The sequence below is a fragment of the Thiogranum sp. genome, assembly GCF_058323355.1.
The window spans coordinates 1-17,316 of the sequence record NZ_JBTTIO010000063.1; the positions used below are offsets into that span (position 1 = coordinate 1).

Below are 17,316 nucleotides of genomic sequence, written 5' to 3' on the forward strand. Positions count from 1 at the left end.
CGGGCGATTAGCTCAGTTGGTTAGAGTGCCGCCTTCACACGGCGGAGGTCACTGGTTCGAATCCAGTATCGCCCACCATATATTTCAAATACTTAGCACGTTTTTTCGGGTCAGCCGAAAACCATTAAAAGGCTGTAAGTCCATATTAAGTCCACCATCGCGAAATAATCCACTGCTGGCTCGGAGGCCACCATCACGCTTCGTCCCGGATGTTTTCCAGTGCTGATAACAACGAGGGAATATCCTCCTGGATAATGCTCCAGATTGTATCCTCATCGATACCCAGATAGGCATGAATCAGACGGTTACGCGTCGCAATGATCAACCGCCACGGCACATCCGGGTGCGCTTCCCGCACAGCATCGGGGATATGGGTGGCCGCCTCTCCAATCAACTCCAGATTACGCAGCGTGGCGTCGTAATTCAGCCCGCTAGCGATTAACTCCGCTTGTGTCATTCCCTCGGTGTATGACTGGACCTTTTGTGCAAAACCAATCATGTCGTCCAGATAGAGCTTCCATTCCCGCTTGCTCTCGTTTCCGTCAGACATACACCGCCTCCTTTTCGATATAGGGTCGCAGCTCGGGCCGCAGGGCTTTTTGCGTTACCAGATCAATGGGGCAACCGAACAGATCTTCGAGATAAAACTGCAACCCAAAGTAACGCCGCGAGGTCGCCGGGCCGTCAAAACCGACAAGAATATCGAGGTCGCTATCCGATCCGGCTGTATTTCTTGCGGTTGAACCGAACAAAGCCAGCGTCGTGACGCCAAACTGTTTTTCCAAATCCGCCTTATGCGCGTTCAGTAGAGCGAGTGCTTCATCTCTTTTCATGCTTCACCTCCCGTCAACGCTGAAACCTGGGGTTTACCCGTTTCCACGGACGGTTGAGTTAAGATTGTGTAAGTGGTCAGTCACATTCAAAAACCAACCCAGGGTCGACCGCCACTGCACACAGCCGTTTATCCCGCGTCCATCGCCTTGGCCGGACTGTTCAGGGTGGATCTCATCAACCCATCCTCACGCAATCACTTTAGCATCATATTGCAGATCATCTGATGTTTGATATGACGCCTTTATCCAGTGTTCCAGCGTGCGCTCCGGGGTGCACGGCTCCCGCTCTATTCAGCAACCTCCGGCTCCTCATCAATCCCCGGCCCCAGCAACACGGCAATCCAGCGTGTATCGTCGCGTGACGCCAGCGCAATCTGCACTGAAATTGTCAGCGGCACGGACAGGAACATCCCCACCGGGCCAAATACCCAGCCCCAGAACACCAGAGACACGAATACTATCAATGGCGACAGGCCCAGCTGGTTACCCATCCAGCGCGGTTCGAGAATGCTGCCAATCACCACATTCACCACCAGGAACAGTGCTGTAACGCCGATTGCCCCACCCACACCGAATTGCAACAGGGCCAGCAATACGGCCGGAATGGCTGCAATGATGGAACCGATGTTGGGAATGAAATTCAGCAGGAACGCAAAGAACCCCCACAACACAGCAAAATCAACCCCCATCAGCGATAAACCCACAGCGACCAGCAGGCCGGTCAACGCCGAGGTCAGCAACTTGATGCTCATGTAGCGTTTTATATTATCCAGCACGGTGTAGGTTTCCGTCAGCGCATGATCCGGGGCACTCAATGCGGCGCGTAACTTGACCGGGAAGCTCGATGTTTCCATCAGAATAAAGATCACAGTCAGCAGGATCAGGAAGGCATTGGTCAGCACATTACCCAGCCCCTTCAACAGCCCGGACGCCAGTGCCATGGCCGAACCCGGGTTGAGGAAACTCAGGAAGGTCTGGTCTGAAACATCGATGCCCCGCGCGGCAAGCCACTGTGCCAGTTCCACTACCTTGCCCTGCAACCTGTCCTGGTAGGACGGCAACGCCTGGCTGAAAGCATCCATTGAAGTCCCCAGCAGGGCAGCCAGCCCCACGCCCGCTGCAACGATAACCAGGATAATCACCAGCAACGCCAGCGGCATGGGAACACCCTTGCGGTTCAGCCAGTTCAGGTAAGGCGCGCTGATAATGGAAATAAAGGCCGCCAGCAGGAACGGCACAATAATGGTTTGCGCCGTCTTCATGCCGGCAATCACCACCACAAAGGCCGCAAGCCCGAGGACAAAACGCAGAGCCGCTGGCTGGGAGTTCATGCTATCTGGGCTTAAAGGTAAATTTCTGGCCGCCCACGCTGGCTTCGTACATCAGGCCGCCTTTGGCCATGGTAAACACGGCAACACCATTTTTATAATCCGCATCCGCCGAGGCGCCCAGTGTGATGGCAACCGCCGACACCTGCGCCCCCAGTTCGTACTTACCGCTCTTGAAATCATCGAGTGCCGCCTTGTTCTGGAAAAAAATGATTTCCCGGTAAGCCTGGCCACCCCACTGGAAGCCAATGGTCAGCTGGGCAATGCTGCTGGTTCCAATGTTTTCCCCTTTTTCAAACACAACACCCTTGCCGTAGGCGCCGCCGATGCCAATACCACCCTTGCCAACCGTCGGGAACACCGCATAGCCCCAGGCCTGGTCGAAAAAGGTTTGTATACCAGGGTCGGCCTTTTTGAACTCGACCATGGCTGTCCTGGCTTTTTCTTCCAGCTTTGGATTCCAGCCCGTTACACCCGGGACAGCGTACAACCCGGCCACCAGTATCAGTATCCCGCCCAGCGTTTTACCCATTACCCGCCCCCTAAGTTATTAAGCCGATTAGGGAATACTACCAACAACCGGCCTTAAAGCAACTCTACCCCGTTACCCGGGGGGCTGCTATTCAACCAGTATTTTCAGCAACTTGCCTCAAGCATCAGTGAAGTTATGCCGATGCCCCTTCAGGTAACCCTGATTGTTACCCCAAACAGCGAAATGGAGTCCCTGGATGGCTAGCGCACCGCAATTCGTTAAATTACTGGATACGTGTCTGGATATGGAAGTCAGTCACCTCCGGCCACTCATCGACCGCATGTTCGAAAATGCGGATGTTGCTCTGCTCGACTTCGCAGAAAAGGCCCAGAACAACATGGCCCAGTCCGTGTTTTTCGAAGCCATGAGTGAAGTACGTAAACGTCGCAAGGCCATCGAGCAGGGGTTCTTTCAGGAACTCAAACGCAGCTTTAGCGACTTCCCCTGCTCGCCGAATACGGAAACGCTTTCTGATACCGAAAGGGAATCACTCTCGCTGGTGGATACCGAGGACATGGAACTCTCGATTGCCATCCAGAATGCCAGCCAGAAACTCAGCAGCCGCATCATGGATCGAATCTTCGCACTCAAGCAGCGGCTCTCGATTGTTAATGGTGGCGTTGCGGTTGAAGAAACCCAGATACCCGGTGGCCCGGCCTGGCTTGGTGCCGCATTCCAGCAAGCCATTGGTGAACTGGCGCTCGAAAACAAGGTGAGGATCGTATTTGTCGCACTGTTTGAAAAATACGTACTCAGCAAGGTCGACAGTCTGTTTGAGGAATACAACAAGCGCCTGATCGAAGCAGACATACTGCCCAACCTGCGCTACGAAGTACGCAAGCAACCGGGCAGCGTTGAAATCATCCAGAAAGAAATCGACCCCGGCAGTGAAGCAGAAGAAACCGGGGGACATCACACGACAGCCGAAGCACCCGAGGCAGAACAAAGTCCGTCGGAGCTTGGCGATGAATTGTTCGGGCGTATCTGTGAACTGATGGCCGTACGGCGAAGCGGCGGGGGTTTCAGTGGTAGTACGGGTACAGCCGGAAATGTCACACCCATTCATTCACACGCAGCGGCTGGCCAGGGCAACCCCGGCACCATGGGTGGTGGTGGAGGTGGCAGCTTTACCGGTGGCACTGACGCAGGTGCAGCGAGCGGAAGCGGGGATGCAGACACTACCCGAAGCCAGGGCGGGTACTCGGTGCTGTTGCCACGTATCAAGCAGGTACAGGCGCAAATGTCATCGGCGTCAGCGTCCCTTTCCAGCGATGAGTTTATCGAGAACATTGAAATTGACCAGACACTGATTGACCGGTTACAGACAACCCTTGCCGAAGAACGCAGCAAGGTATTCACTGACATGGATCGCCGAAAGATTCCGGTTGCTGACAACAATGTTATCGAGCTGGTCGGTATGCTGTTTGAATACATGCTGAAAGAAGAGAGCCTTCCCAATATTGTAAAGGCACTTCTGAGCCGTCTTCACACACCATTACTCAAGGCTGCGGTAATCGACAAGTCATTCTTCACACGTTCACAACATCCTGCCCGCAAGCTCCTCAACACCATGACGTCGGCCGGCATCAACTGGGTCGACGAGGACAATGTGGAACGCGGTATTTTCCCCAGGATGAAAGATATCGTCGACCGGGTGTTGAGTGATTTCGATGAAGATATCGAGGTATTCGAGGAACTGGTTGCCGATTTCGGGAAAACGGTTGCCGATCTTGAGCAACGCTCCAGCCTGGTGGAAAAACGCACCAACGAAGCCGCGAGCGGACAGGAAAAACTGCTGACAGCACGGCAGCGCGCGCAGCAGGAAATTCGTACCCTGATGGGTGAACATACGGTTGCCATTGCCGCAAAGGAGTTCCTTCAGCGTATCTGGTCAGACAAGCTGACGTTTATTCTGTTACGCCAGCCCGATGCCGACAACAGTGACGACTGGCACAATGCCATCGAGCTGGCGGAAACGGTTATCCGCTATGCTTCACCTGTCGATAATGGCGCCGAACGTGCGCAACGCGCACAGTTATTGAACGATCACCAGAAGGCACTGCGCGAAGCTTCCACGACATTACAACAGCCTGACAAGGAAAAACGTCTGCTGGATCTGTTTGCCAGCCAGAATAAACTGGCCGAAGCCTGCGAACAGGCCGCCGAAGTGCCCGTAGAGACTGTTGAACCCGCGCCGGCAGCGGATACACAGCAGGCCGCAGGCAATACGCTCACACCGGAACAGGAAACCATGATCAGGGAGCTTAAATCCGTCCCCTTCGGCACATGGTTTGAATTCACAGGAAAAGGGAAAGTCGCACAACGTGCAAAATTATCCTGGCGAAGCACCGTCACAGAGAAATTCATGTTCGTCGACCAGATGGGTGTAAAAGCCGCCATCATTGCCATGACTGACCTGGCAGACAGCATGATCGCCGGCAAGGTACGCATCATCCATCATCAGAAAAAGCCTTTCGTCGACAGGGCGCTCAGCGCCATCCACCGTATGCTTGATCACGGCACCCGACAAACTGCACAGGCCTGAGCCAGGAGAAAAGCTGATGGCGACTAAAACCCGTATGAAAAATGACGAGCAACGAAAACTTACACGGGTTTCCATCCCGGATCACCCGCAGATCTTCGATGCGCACCAGAGTACAGTGGTAGGTCAACTGGTCAATCTCTCGGCCGAGGGACTCATGATGATGAGCCCCGCCCCCGTCAAGCCCGGCACACTGTTGCAATTCCGCATTCCGCTGCACTGTAACGAAAACGTGATTGAAATAATGATCGGTGTTGAAAGCCTGTGGTGTGATGATGCAGATGAATCCGGCATGTGCTGGACAGGGTTCCACATTATCGATGTTTCCCCGGAACACCAGGAAATCATCAGCACGCTGGTCTACGACTGACAGACATCACTCACCTGCGGTTGAATGCAGACACCAGGTCGCTCACATTCAGGGCTGCTCGCTTTTCTGCCAGACGGCCTGCCCACCGGCCGCTTCGGCCAGACTCTCGATACAGGCCTCGTGTGCGGAAAGCTCGTCTGCATCCGGTTGAATGACTCGCAGTGCGGGACGATCCGTGCTGACACGGCGAACCGGTTGCGCCGTGTGCGCACCACTCCCCGACTCTTCGCCTTCACCCAGTGACAGGGCAACCTGGCCACCGGTCATTGCCAGGTAGACGTCGGCCAGAATTTCCGCATCGAGTAATGCGCCGTGAAGCTCGCGGCTGGAGTTGTCTATCGTGTAGCGCCTGCACAGGGCATCCAGATTGTTCTTCTGCCCCGGGTGCATACGACGTGCCATTTTTAACGTATCCAGCACACCGCACAGGTCTTCTACCCGCACGTCTTTCCCGCACAGGTTCAGCTCGTGGTTAAGGAAGCCCACATCAAAGGGTGCATTGTGTATGACCAGTTCCGCGCCACGAATGAAATCAACAAAGTCATCGACAACATCCTCGAACAGGGGTTTGTCAGCGAGAAACTCGTTGGTGATGCCGTGCACCTCGATCGCACCCGCATCAATCTCGCGTCCGGGCTGGATATACTGGTGATAGGTATTTCCGCTCAACTTGCGGCCGACCAGTTCGACACAACCGATTTCGATAATCCGGTGACCGTCCCCGGGTTCAAGGCCGGTGGTTTCTGTATCCAGTACAATCTGTCGCACAGTTTATGCCTCCAGCGGCCCAGGCCGCCCTCTCGCAAGTTCATCGAGTTGTTCGATGCCTCGATTGGCCAGTTCATCGGCCCGCTCATTTTCCGGGTGACCGCTATGGCCTTTCACCCAGTGCCAGGAGATATCGTGTTGCTGTGTGGCCGCGTCCAGGCGCTTCCACAGATCAGCATTCTTCACCGGCTTGCGTGCAGCCGTTTTCCAGCCACGTTTTTTCCAGTTGGGCAGCCACTCGGTAATACCACTCCTGACATAGACCGAGTCGGTCGTCAGCTGCACCGTACAGGGCCGTCTGAGACTTTCCAGCGCCCGGATCGCCGCCATCAACTCCATGCGGTTGTTGGTCGTTTCCGGCTCGCCGCCGTACAGTTCCTTTTCATGACCGTTGTAGCGTAACAGCGCGCCCCAGCCACCCGGCCCCGGGTTACCCTTGCAGGCACCATCGGTAAAAATTTCCACGTGCCCCTTATTCCCCTTGTCAGCCATGTCCCGGCAGACCTCCGTCTCTTGATTCAATGACGCCACCCGCGAGGATGGCACGGCGTGGTCGCCAGCGTGGTTTGACCGGTGTCAGGGTCGCCACGCGTTTCTGCGCCACCAGCAGGTAAGACGCTGCCAGCAGCGGCCAGTGGGGCCGGTGCATACGATCGAGAATACCCCAGCGATCCCGACCCATGCCGTAACTCCAGGGTGGGTGCGGGAACAGGTAACGCGTGCGCACCGTATCGAAACCCAGCAGGGACAACCAGTCTTTCAGCCGTGACATGCCGATAAACCGCAAGGCCCACGGGCCGCTACGCTGTTTTCCCTCCAGCAAACGCCGTAACCCCCACCAGCCATAGGGGTTGAAGCCCAGCACAATCAGGTGTCCCTCGGCAATCAGGCAACGGTCAATCTCGCGCAGCACCTGGTGCGGGTCCTGCGCAAGCTCCAGTACGTGCGGCAGCACAAAAGCATCCACACTGTCCGACCGATAGGGTAACTGCTCACTGCTGGACAGCAGGTTCGGGCGCCGGCTGAGTCCTTCACGACTGCAGGTTTGTACAATCCGGTGGATGATACGGCTTTCTTCCAGTGAGTCGATTTCACAGGACGGATCCATCACCACCAGGTGATAACCGAACACATCGCACAGCACCTCGCACAGCGCAGCCTGCTCGGCCTCCGCCAGATGACGCCCAAGCGGTTGCCTGCACCACGCTCGCAGGGCTTCAAGCCGATCCTTACCGGAATGTAAAACGCTGTTATCCACCATCACCGGCATGATCATAACGCATCCCGGGGGATACGCTACAGTGCTTGACGCGCCCGGGGCAGACTGTCAGCATATCACACGGTTTTTGCCGAAATTCTTTATCGATCACCTACTTGTCGCTCAATGACGACGGCTTCCCGCCGATAGGGAGAATATGCTCAAGCGAATTCGACTGCTGCTCCCTGCCACCTCCCTGCTACTTTGCGCCTGCGCCGCGCAGCCGCCTGGGGCACGACTGGCTGCGCCTGAGTCTGCCCCGACTGAAATGGCCAGCCAGACGCCGAAACCCGGCGTTACACTACTGGCTTCCGCACAACCCCTGACCGGCATACTTTCCGATACCCCGGCCACGCTGGCAGCAACCGATCTCTGGGAATCAATGCGGCGAAATTTCGGCCTGCCAGCCACAAACAACGAGCGTGTACGCGTCCAGCGCAACTGGTACGCCAGACACCCGGAATATATGCGCCGCGTCAGCCAGCGCGCCGGACGTTATGCCGCCTACATCCTGCAACAGGTCACTGAACGCGGCCTGCCGGCCGAGATCGCCCTGCTGCCGATTGTAGAAAGCGCCTATGATCCTTTCGCCTATTCACACGGCCGTGCCGCCGGCCTGTGGCAGTTCATACCCGGTACCGGCAAACGCTTTGGCCTGAAACAGGACTGGTGGTACGACGGCCGCCGTGACCTGGTGGAGTCTACCCGCGCCGCACTCGACTACCTGGAATACCTGCACAAACGCTTTGATGGCGACTGGATGCTGGCACTGGCAGCCTACAACTCCGGTGAAGGCACCGTTGGCAAGGCTGTACGCAGGAATCGCAAAAAAGGCAAGGCAACCCGTTTCTGGGACCTGGACCTGCCAAGGGAGACACGTGCGTATGTCCCCAAGCTGATCGCACTGAAACAGCTGGTCAATTCACCGGAGAAATACAAGGTATCGCTGGAACCGGTTGCCGTACAGCCTGCCTTTGAAATCATCGATACCGGTGGCCAGATCGATCTGGCCATTGCCGCCGGACTGGCCGGCATTGATCTGGACAACCTGTACCGCTTCAACCCCGGCTTCAATCGCTGGGCTACACCACCGAAAGGGCCGCACCGGCTGTTGATCCCGAACCGGAACGTCGAGCAATTTCGCCAGGCTATTGCGGAACTGCCTCCGAAGAAACGTATCCAGTGGATCCGCCACAAGGTTGCCAGTGGTCAAACGCTCGGCCATATCGCCCGGCGTTATCACACCACGGTCGATGCACTGAAAGCCGCCAACCAGATACGCGGTCACTCGATTCGTGCCGGCAGGCACCTGCTGGTGCCGGTATCCAGCACCGGGCAGGAAAACTACCGCCTCAGCGCCAGCCAGCGCCTTAACCGCAAGCAAAATGCCTCGCGCAAGGGACAGCGCAGCCAGCATATCGTGGCAACGGGTGACACCTTCTGGGATCTGTCCCGGCAATACAAGGTCAGCATGCGTAAGCTGGCTGCCTGGAACGGCATGGCGCCCGGCGACCCGTTGCGCGTAGGACAAAAGCTGGTGCTGTGGACCCATCAGCCTTCGCGCTACAGTGCACACCCCGGTTCGCAACGCCGCACCATACATTACACGGTGCGCAAGGGTGATTCCCTGTCGCGCATCTCGAGCCGCTTCAAGGTCCGCGTGACCGACCTGCGCCGCTGGAACGGGTTACCGAAGAAGGGTTACCTGCAGCCCGGGCAGCGCCTGAAACTCTACGTCGACGTCACACGCCAGACAGACACCTGAGCCGGCCCCTTTCCCGGAGCGGGCAGATCCATTTTTACAAGCACATCACATTACCCCTGTCAAGCGCCATATCCTACAGGTGTGGACGCCCGGACACCGGGGTAGGCTCGCCCTGGATACTTCAGCAGTTTGAGTGGCAGCGCATGAATGGAAAACGGATTCTGGTCGTCGATGACGAAGCACTGAACCGGGACTACCTGGCACATTTATTATCCCCTCACTATGACGTCACAGCTGTCAGTAGCGGTGAACAGGCCATTGAGATTGCCAGTGAAAACCCGCCCTCGCTGGTGCTGCTGGATATCCAGATGCCCGGCATAGACGGCTATGAGACCTGTCAGCGACTCAGGGAAGACGAGCGCACACAGGATTGCCCCATCATCTTTGTCTCCTCCAGTGACCAGGAGGAAGAAATACTCAAGGGCTACAAGGTCGGCGCTTCAGACTACTTCGTTAAACCTTTCAAGCCGGACGAATTGCAGATCAAGGTCCAGCAGAATATTGAAATTGACGAACACCGGAAAGCCCTGGCGCAGCAACTGGGTGACGCAAACAAGATGGTATTCCAGGCGCTGACCGACACCAGCGCCTATGGCGCCATCAACCTGTTCTTTCTTGAATCACTGAAATGTGACAGCTTTGCCGCCCTGGCAGACAAACTGTTTGAAACGACCACCAACTGGGGGCTGCACTGTGCACTGCAAATTCGCACTGACAGCGAGACCGTCAACTACTCGGATAGCGGTCAGGTCAGTCCGATTGAACAACGCGTGCTATCGGCAACACTACACCAGGGCCGCATCAACGATTTCGGCAACCGCTCGATTTTCACTGACCACCACTGTTCATTGCTTGTCAAAAACATGCCTGTGGACGACGAGGTCCGCTACGGTAATTACAAGGACTATATCGCACGCCTGATCGAAGGTGTGGAAGGGCGCGTGGTTGCATTGATCAATGCGCAGCGTGTAAAGCAGCGGACAGCGCAATTACGCAAGGTGCTCAACTTCATTCTGCTGGCATTCCGGCATATTCAGCAACAAAACCAGAGCATCAGGGTTGGCAGCGCAACGATCGTCGAACAAATGCTCGAAGACCTTGGCCTGACGATTGACGAGATCGGTGCAACCAATGAACTCAGCGAAGACACCGAAATGCGGGTGCTGGCGGTGGGCGAAACCTGCCTGAACGCGACCAATCAACTGTTTTCCAGGGGCCTGAAATTCAACGAACAGGTTGAGGCCATGATAAACCTGTTCGAGCAAACCCTGAACAGCGGGGAGCTGACCGAGGAAAACCTCAAAACATTGATTGCATCACTGACAATACCCGAGGTGGACAGCTGACCTTTCCTGACCTGACCCTGTGGCGTAAACGCCCTGCGCTACTGACTTCTGTTTCTGCTACGCAGTATACATTCAGCAAGCTTCTCCAGACGCTGCATGGAATACTCGGCTTCCTGCCAGGCCTCCCTGGCAAGCTCGAACTGCATCCCCCCGGCAATCTCCGAAAGCTGCGGGTAACCAAAGCTTCCCCCCATGCCCTTCAGATTGTGTATTTCTTTCCTGAGCGACACCCAGTCGCAACTATCAGTATACTGGCGCGCCTGGCTGATGCGCCCGGGCAACCCCTCCAGGAAACGTTCGACCATCTTCGCCAGCACGGGATCCTCAGGATCACTCTGCGAATAAACCGGCTCACAGTCAACCGGTGCCTCTTCTACGGCCACAAGATGATCCTGCAGCGTTTTCAGGAACAGATCCCTGTCCAGCGGCTTGGCAAGATAACCATCAAATCCCCCCTGGTTATACCGGGCAATATCCGCAGCCATGACATTGGCGGTCAGCGCCACAATGCAACCCCTGTAGCCCTGCGAACGCAACCGGCTTGTCGCTTCCATGCCGTCCATGACCGGCATCTGGATATCCATTAACACCAGGTTGAAATCATGCTGCAGTGCGGTATGAACGGCCTCCTCACCAGTACTGACAAGCGTGACCTCCGCGCCCGTGCAGGTAATCATGTGCGAAATCAGCTCCTGATTGATTTCATTGTCTTCCGCCAGCAGCACCTGGCCTTGCAGGCGAACATTAACCCGGGGGATATCCTGTGACTCCGCTGTGACAGGAAGCTGCGCATGCAACCATTCCAGCCCTTCCGGAAATTCCTGTTCAAGCGTCAGCGTAAAGCGGCTCCCCTGCCCGGGCGTACTTTCAACTGTCAACTCACCGCCCAGTTTCTGTGCCAGCTGGCGCGACAGATACAGGCCCAGCCCGGTTCCACCGTACTCCCGGGTGGTCGACACATCCGCCTGTGCGAACCGCCCGAAAATTGCCTCCTGCTGTTGTTCGCTCATGCCAATACCGGTATCGATTACCTCGTACACAAGCGACTGTCTGTCGGCGCCGCAGCGAAGGCGGATGGTAACCCCGCCCTCATGCGTAAACTTCAGCGCGTTGCCGCACAGGTTGATCAGGATCTGTTTCAACCGTACCGGGTCAGTACGGATTTGCGCCGGCAGGGGCCATGCATAATCCACCGTCAGTTGCAGTGCCTTTTCCTCAGCCTGGGGGGAAATAATGGCGCTGACCTCCTCAAGCAGGGTGACCGGTGACAGGGGCAGTGACTCAACCGTAAGACCGTCAGCCTCCACCTTGGAAATATCCAGGATATCGTTGATCAGGCTGAGAAGGTGTTTGCTGCTGGAGATGATGGTACGAATGGCCTTGAGCCTCTCCTCCATGGTCTGCCCGGATTCAAGGATGCATTCCGCAAAACCGATAATCGCCGTCAGTGGCGTGCGGATTTCATGGCTCATGTTGGCGAGAAAATCCGACTTTATTTTGTTCGCCGATTCGACCTCCGTGACCACCTGCTGGAGTGTCTTCGTGCGTTCAATAACCTTGTGTTCCAGGCTGTCGAACAGGTTGGCGTTCTCTATGCTTATTGCAACCTGTTGCGCAAACAGTTTTACCAGATCGAGATCCTGTTCGTCGAAATCATTGCCGTTGTTCTTGTCAATGCAGGCGATACCCCCGAGAAAATTCCGTTTCCCGACCAGCGGCACAAGAATCATGTTGCCGGCCTGGGCCTCCCGGAGCGTGCGCTCGGCGGGATCGAGTTCATTCAGCACACCGCGCCACCACGGGCGCTTGTGCTTCCATACCCAGCCACAGACCCCCATGTCGACGGGCAATGACTGGCCCAGCACTTCATCCGCGTTTTCCCCGCACCCGGCCTGGTAGGTATAGGTTTCCAGATTTTCATCGAGCAGCGGGATCAGTACGGTTCGCGCCCCGACCAGCTCGCGGGTTTTTTCGGCGACCAGCTTGAGCAGACGCCCGGGATCCAGTTCGGAAACCAGTACCTCGCCCATCTCCAGCAAGGCGCGTTTTTCTTTTTCAAGGCGTCGTGCCCTTAGCTCCATCTCGTCCATGAACTATCCCTTCCCGACAATCTCCATCCTGAACCTGAACGTTATACCGTTCAGCACATCTGTCAAGCCTGTGCGCGGGCAGCCGCTTGCAGGTGGTCACCGTAACGCCCGTAAAACCATTTCAGGATAAAAGGCGGCAGTAACGTAGTCAGCGCAATCACAATCACCATACCCGCATAGATTTCATTATTGAATATACCACTCACTCTGCCCAACTCGACAAAAATGAGACCGACTTCACCGCGCGGTATCATGGCCAGACCGATCACCCAGCGTGCTGCCCAGGGTTCACGGATAAACAGTGCACCCACGATCTTGCCGGCGATTGCAGCCAGTAACAGCGATAGTGAAAAACCCCAGATGAATGGTGAACCCCAGTCGATTTCACGCAGGTTGAGAGACAGCCCCACGAACACAAAAAAGATCGGCGTAAACAACTGCACGATAGGTTTCATCTGGTCTTCGATACGGCGCGCAAAACGCTCGTCAGTATTCAGCGCAATACCCAGCGGCAGAAAGAAACGCCTCGACAACGCCAGACCTGCGGCAAAACCGCCCAGCAACTCCGGCGCACCCAGAACATGCGCCAGCCAGGCAAAGAACAACACCAGCGATACGATGGTTGTCGGTAACAGGCCGGGGATCTGGCTGACCTCGTCGAAGTGCCTGATGACCTGCGACATCATTTTGGCGGCAATCGGCGCCAGTACAAAAAAGGCGCCGACAAAGATCAGCACTTTCCCGGCATTGATCAGGCTCACACCACCGCCAGTGGAGAATTCATAAAGCAGTGCCAGCAACACCACGCCCATCACATCGTCCAGAACGGCCGCACCCAGCACAATCTGCCCTTCCGACGACTGCTGGCGCTTAAGGTCAGACAACACACGCACGGTGATACCGATGCTGGTTGCTGTCAGTGTGCCGCCGATAAACAGGGACACCAGCAGCGACAGGTCAAATACCCAGTAACCCAGCGCGAACCCCAGAACAAGCGGCAACACAAAACCGACGATGGCCACTACAACGGACTTCAGCCCGGTACGCACCAGGCGTTTTACATCGGTCTCCAGGCCAACTTCGAACAACAGCAGGATAATGCCGATTTCCGCCATCAGCTTGATGGCCTCGACCGGTTCGATCCAGCCCAGCAGGCTTGGCCCCAGCACGACGCCCGCCAGTAACTCGCCGATAACGGCCGGTGCCTGCAGACGTGTTATCAGTTCCGCAAAAATTCTCGCTGTCAGGAGAATAATCAGCAGGTAGAGAAAGAACGCTTGCGTTTCCATTAAACCCGCCCTGGCGCGTTACCGCTCACTGACCCATTTCAACCACATGAAACCACTCACGCCTGCCACTAACGAAGCCAGCAAAATCCCGGTTTTCGCCATCAACAGATATTCCGCCTGTTCCGCAAAGCCCAGTTCAGCGATGAATATCGCCATGGTAAAACCGATACCCGCCAGCAGCGCCACGCCTGCAATCTGACTGAAGCGGGTTCCTGCAGGAAGCTGACCTACCCCCAGTTTGAGCGCCAGCCAGCTGGCCCCTGCAATGCCGATAAACTTCCCCAGCACCAGGCCGAACATCACCCCCAGTGTAACCGGGTGCATCAGTGTTTCGCCCAGGCCTGCAAGCGCCATCGGGATACCGGCATTGAAGAATGCAAAAACAGGGATGACCAGGAATGCCACCGGCATGTGCAAACCATGCTCCAGTCGTTGCAGAGGGGTCTCCACCTTGTGCACGCCGTTTTCCAGTGTTTGCACCACGGAACGCAGGGCATCGTTGGTCATGATGCTCTTGCCTGGCTGGTGGCTGGCATCGAAGCGCGCCATCAACTCCTTGACGTGGACACTGAACCGGGCAGGATCGTATTTGGGTGTTGCCGGGATGGTAAAGGCCGTTAAAACACCTGCCAGGGTGGCGTGAACACCCGACTTGAGCAGAGCAAACCATAACAGGCCGCCAAGGATAAAATACGGCAGAGGCTGACGGATGCCCGCCCGGTTCAGCATGATCAGCACTGCCAGTACCAGGGCTCCGGCGATCAGTGCTTCCCACACAATCTGGTCCGTGTAAAAGAGCGCAATCACCAGTACCGCACCCAGATCGTCGACAATCGCCAGCGCCACCAGAAATGTAATCAGGGATTTTGGCACCCGGTGCGCCAGCAACACCAGGGCACCAATCGCGAAAGCGATATCGGTAGCCATGGGAATGCCCCAGCCCCGCGCCGCATCACCACCGGGATTGAACATAAAATAGACCAGTACCGGAACGACCATGCCACCAATCGCGGCAACAATCGGCAAGGCGGCCTGACGTGGGACTGCCAGTTCACCCACCAGAATTTCCCGCTTCAGTTCCAGCCCCACCAGGAAGAAAAACAATGCCATCAGACCATCATTGACCCAGTGGTGCAGGGTCTTTTCCAGGCCCCAGGCACCCACACTGAACCCCACCGGGGTGTGCAGTAAATCCAGGTACATCCCGGACAGGGCGCTGTTCGCCAGCACCAGTGCCAGGATCGCTGTCGCCATAAGCAGCAGACCCGAAGTCGTCTGGCGATGGATGAATTCCTCGAACGGCGTCAGTATCCTGTCGAAGGATTTCTCCCACGGGGCGTTGAAAACCCCCTTATCTGTCGATTGTCCTGCCGGCTTGTCCTGTTCGTTCATGCTTTTTCCTCTTTCCTTTCAGTTCACGCTGTTGAGGAGCATCCCTGAACAGCCATTCCCGTGCTGTCTGTGTAACCCGGTACCAGAGGTGTCCCGTTTCTCATTTCCCGCACGCTGATTGCCCGCTGATGATCTGTGGGTTAAAGTTCGAGTGTTCGCTGGCGCCTGCGAAACCACCCGTTCTCACGCCAACCTGGAAATCATGCAAGTGCTTGTCGTTAATCGTCACCCGCCATCAACATCGTTAAATACGAATAGTATGGCGATAGTAATCGACTTTTTATGCGTTTCAAACCCGCCAACACTGAAACACGAAGGAACCGCTGATCTTGACTACGATTAAAGAACTTATTGCCGGATACCACCGCTTTCGCAGCGGCTACTATGAGGAAAATCGTGAACGACTGCTTGATCTGGCCCATGCAGGGCAGTCACCGAAAATCGCTGTCATCGCCTGTTGCGACTCACGTGTCGACCCTGCCGTGATTACTGACAGCACGCCGGGCAGCCTGTTTGTCATACGCAACGTGGCAAACCTGGTACCGCCCTGCGAGGGTGAAGGCCTCTGGCACAGCACCAGTGCCGCCCTGGAGTTCGCGGTATGCAGCCTGGAGGTTGAACATATCATCGTGCTCGGGCATGCGCGCTGCGGCGGTATCCGCTCACTGCTGGAAGTACAGGATAAGGGACATGAGGATATGTTTATTGCCGACTGGATGAGCATCGCCGACAACGCCCGCAAGCGCACCCTGGCACGAAACGATCTGGTGACACTTGAGGAGCGGATCTACGCTTGCGAACTGGATGCCATCAAGATTTCCCTGGCTAATCTGGGCACCTTCCCATGGATAGCGGAGCGCCTAGCAGCTGAGCGTTTACAGCTGCACGGCTGGTATTACGATATGGCGACAGGCGATCTGTTGTGTCTTGATGCAGAAGGCCAGGACTTTGTGCAGCCTGCCCCGGCAGAGAACGCCTAGCCACTCCAGTGAACGTGCAGGGGCGCCTGTTCCAGTGCATCCATCACCTGCCGGATATCATCGCATACCGGCAGGTGCGGCCAGGGCACCCATTGGCTGTCGTCACGGCGCCAGAATACCTGCCACTGATTCCTGTCCGGCTGTAACCTGACAACGGCCTGCCCCCTGTATTGCAGGACCAGGCCGCCGTTCTCAACCTGACAGCTCAGCTCACTGCCCGGCTGGCTGCGTTGCAGGCAAAAAGCGTCCAGCTGCTTGCGGGCGCGCTGCAGGGCAAGCAGACTGACGCTCATCCCCTGTCCTGCCTGCTTTTCCGGTAGTCATAGACACGTTGCACGAAAGCCTCGCGCGCCGCCGGGTCGTCCAGACGTAGCTCGTCGATCAGGGGAAGATCAGGCAGAAGCTCGCGAACCCTGCCGGAAAAGACTCCGCCGGTGTGTCCGATCACCTCCCCCCCGGCATCGAACAGGTCAGTGTCATTCAAAGCGCAACTTGGCGAACGGCTCTTGAAGATATAACCACTGACCCCGGACAACTGGTCCAGTAGTTCCTGTGCATGGCGCTGCAAGCGCAAGGTGACATCAACACCGGCATCCTCCACGCCCAACGCAAAAATGCTGCCGCCCTGCTTCACCAGCCGGATCGGGGGGCGCGGCACCCCCAGGCCGATACCCACCTCGGGACACACCGGGCAACAGTCGAAACAGGCTGCCAGCAGCTCGATGACGCAGGCGTTGCGCTTGTGATCAGCGTCGTAACGTACCGCTTCACCCAGCAGACAACTGCTCACGGCTACGCGTGGTCGGTATGCATCGGCCACGCT

The 17,316-nt window shown here is 56.5% G+C and carries 17 protein-coding genes and 1 tRNA gene; 6 read left to right on the forward strand and 12 right to left on the reverse strand.

The window, feature by feature from the left end:
* Window position 1 precedes the first annotated feature (1 nt).
* A tRNA-Val gene (locus ACW81B_RS09785) sits at window positions 2-78 on the forward strand.
* A gap of 115 nt (window positions 79-193) precedes the next feature.
* Here the strand turns inward: ACW81B_RS09785 and ACW81B_RS09790 are convergent.
* From ACW81B_RS09790 to ACW81B_RS09805, 4 genes are all read right to left on the reverse strand, one after another.
* Complete coding sequence (locus ACW81B_RS09790) at window positions 194-550, reverse strand: HepT-like ribonuclease domain-containing protein (RefSeq protein ID WP_491580041.1); 357 nt, start codon at window positions 548-550, stop codon at window positions 194-196.
* Window positions 543-833 carry a nucleotidyltransferase family protein gene (locus ACW81B_RS09795; RefSeq protein ID WP_491580042.1) on the reverse strand — a complete coding sequence of 97 codons (291 nt, stop codon included), beginning with the start codon at window positions 831-833 and terminating at the stop codon, window positions 543-545. Before ACW81B_RS09795 ends, ACW81B_RS09790 begins: the two co-directional genes overlap by 8 nt.
* A 287-nt stretch (window positions 834-1,120) precedes the next feature.
* The gene (locus ACW81B_RS09800) at window positions 1,121-2,164 is read right to left on the reverse strand and encodes an AI-2E family transporter (RefSeq protein ID WP_491580043.1); all 1,044 of its coding nucleotides are present in this window, start codon (window positions 2,162-2,164) and stop codon (window positions 1,121-1,123) included.
* Window position 2,165: 1 nt separating this feature from the next.
* Entirely contained in the window at window positions 2,166-2,693 is a 528-nt protein-coding gene (locus tag ACW81B_RS09805; protein WP_491580044.1) for a lipid-binding SYLF domain-containing protein, read from the reverse strand.
* A gap of 196 nt (window positions 2,694-2,889) precedes the next feature.
* Here ACW81B_RS09805 and ACW81B_RS09810 point away from each other — a divergent pair, with 196 nt between their 5' ends.
* Entirely contained in the window at window positions 2,890-5,238 is a 2,349-nt protein-coding gene (locus tag ACW81B_RS09810) for a DUF1631 domain-containing protein (RefSeq protein ID WP_491580045.1), read from the forward strand.
* A gap of 16 nt (window positions 5,239-5,254) precedes the next feature.
* Window positions 5,255-5,605 (forward strand): PilZ domain-containing protein, encoded by a 351-nt coding sequence (locus ACW81B_RS09815; protein ID WP_491580046.1) that lies wholly within the window; start codon window positions 5,255-5,257, stop codon window positions 5,603-5,605.
* Between the two features lie 48 nt (window positions 5,606-5,653).
* Here ACW81B_RS09815 and dnaQ read toward each other — a convergent pair whose 3' ends face one another.
* Genes dnaQ through ACW81B_RS09830 form a run of 3 tightly spaced genes read right to left on the reverse strand, consistent with a single transcriptional unit; the run spans window position 5,654 to window position 7,649 of the window.
* The gene (dnaQ, locus tag ACW81B_RS09820; protein ID WP_491580047.1) at window positions 5,654-6,373 is read right to left on the reverse strand and encodes a DNA polymerase III subunit epsilon; all 720 of its coding nucleotides are present in this window, start codon (window positions 6,371-6,373) and stop codon (window positions 5,654-5,656) included.
* A 3-nt stretch (window positions 6,374-6,376) separates the two neighbouring features.
* On the reverse strand, window positions 6,377-6,865 hold the full coding sequence (gene rnhA / locus ACW81B_RS09825) for a ribonuclease HI (RefSeq protein ID WP_491580048.1): 489 nt from the start codon (window positions 6,863-6,865) through the stop codon (window positions 6,377-6,379).
* Entirely contained in the window at window positions 6,858-7,649 is a 792-nt protein-coding gene (locus ACW81B_RS09830; protein ID WP_491580049.1) for a methyltransferase domain-containing protein, read from the reverse strand. Before ACW81B_RS09830 ends, rnhA begins: the two co-directional genes overlap by 8 nt.
* Window positions 7,650-7,788: 139 nt before the next feature.
* Here ACW81B_RS09830 and ACW81B_RS09835 point away from each other — a divergent pair, with 139 nt between their 5' ends.
* Window positions 7,789-9,396, forward strand: a complete 1,608-nt coding sequence (locus ACW81B_RS09835) for a lytic transglycosylase (RefSeq protein WP_491580050.1) — start codon at window positions 7,789-7,791, stop codon at window positions 9,394-9,396.
* Window positions 9,397-9,539: 143 nt separating this feature from the next.
* Entirely contained in the window at window positions 9,540-10,742 is a 1,203-nt protein-coding gene (locus ACW81B_RS09840) for a response regulator (protein WP_491580051.1), read from the forward strand.
* A 38-nt stretch (window positions 10,743-10,780) separates the two neighbouring features.
* Here ACW81B_RS09840 and ACW81B_RS09845 read toward each other — a convergent pair whose 3' ends face one another.
* From ACW81B_RS09845 to nhaA, 3 genes are all read right to left on the reverse strand, one after another.
* Window positions 10,781-12,832, reverse strand: coding sequence for an ATP-binding protein (locus tag ACW81B_RS09845; RefSeq protein WP_491580052.1), 2,052 nt, complete (start codon window positions 12,830-12,832; stop codon window positions 10,781-10,783).
* Between the two features lie 62 nt (window positions 12,833-12,894).
* The gene (locus tag ACW81B_RS09850) at window positions 12,895-14,121 is read right to left on the reverse strand and encodes a cation:proton antiporter (protein WP_491580053.1); all 1,227 of its coding nucleotides are present in this window, start codon (window positions 14,119-14,121) and stop codon (window positions 12,895-12,897) included.
* An 18-nt stretch (window positions 14,122-14,139) separates the two neighbouring features.
* The gene (gene nhaA / locus ACW81B_RS09855) at window positions 14,140-15,513 is read right to left on the reverse strand and encodes a Na+/H+ antiporter NhaA (RefSeq protein ID WP_491580054.1); all 1,374 of its coding nucleotides are present in this window, start codon (window positions 15,511-15,513) and stop codon (window positions 14,140-14,142) included.
* Between the two features lie 329 nt (window positions 15,514-15,842).
* Here nhaA and ACW81B_RS09860 point away from each other — a divergent pair, with 329 nt between their 5' ends.
* Window positions 15,843-16,493: a carbonic anhydrase gene (locus ACW81B_RS09860; RefSeq protein WP_491580055.1), complete on the forward strand. Its 651-nt coding sequence runs from the start codon at window positions 15,843-15,845 to the stop codon at window positions 16,491-16,493.
* Here ACW81B_RS09860 and ACW81B_RS09865 read toward each other — a convergent pair.
* Entirely contained in the window at window positions 16,490-16,786 is a 297-nt protein-coding gene (locus ACW81B_RS09865) for a DUF3024 domain-containing protein (RefSeq protein ID WP_491580056.1), read from the reverse strand. The two genes, ACW81B_RS09860 and ACW81B_RS09865, sit on opposite strands and share 4 nt — an antisense overlap.
* Window positions 16,783-17,313: a 2-thiouracil desulfurase family protein gene (locus ACW81B_RS09870; protein ID WP_491580057.1), complete on the reverse strand. Its 531-nt coding sequence runs from the start codon at window positions 17,311-17,313 to the stop codon at window positions 16,783-16,785. The genes ACW81B_RS09865 and ACW81B_RS09870 overlap by 4 nt, the downstream gene beginning before the upstream one ends.
* Between the last annotated feature and the right edge of the window lie 3 nt (window positions 17,314-17,316).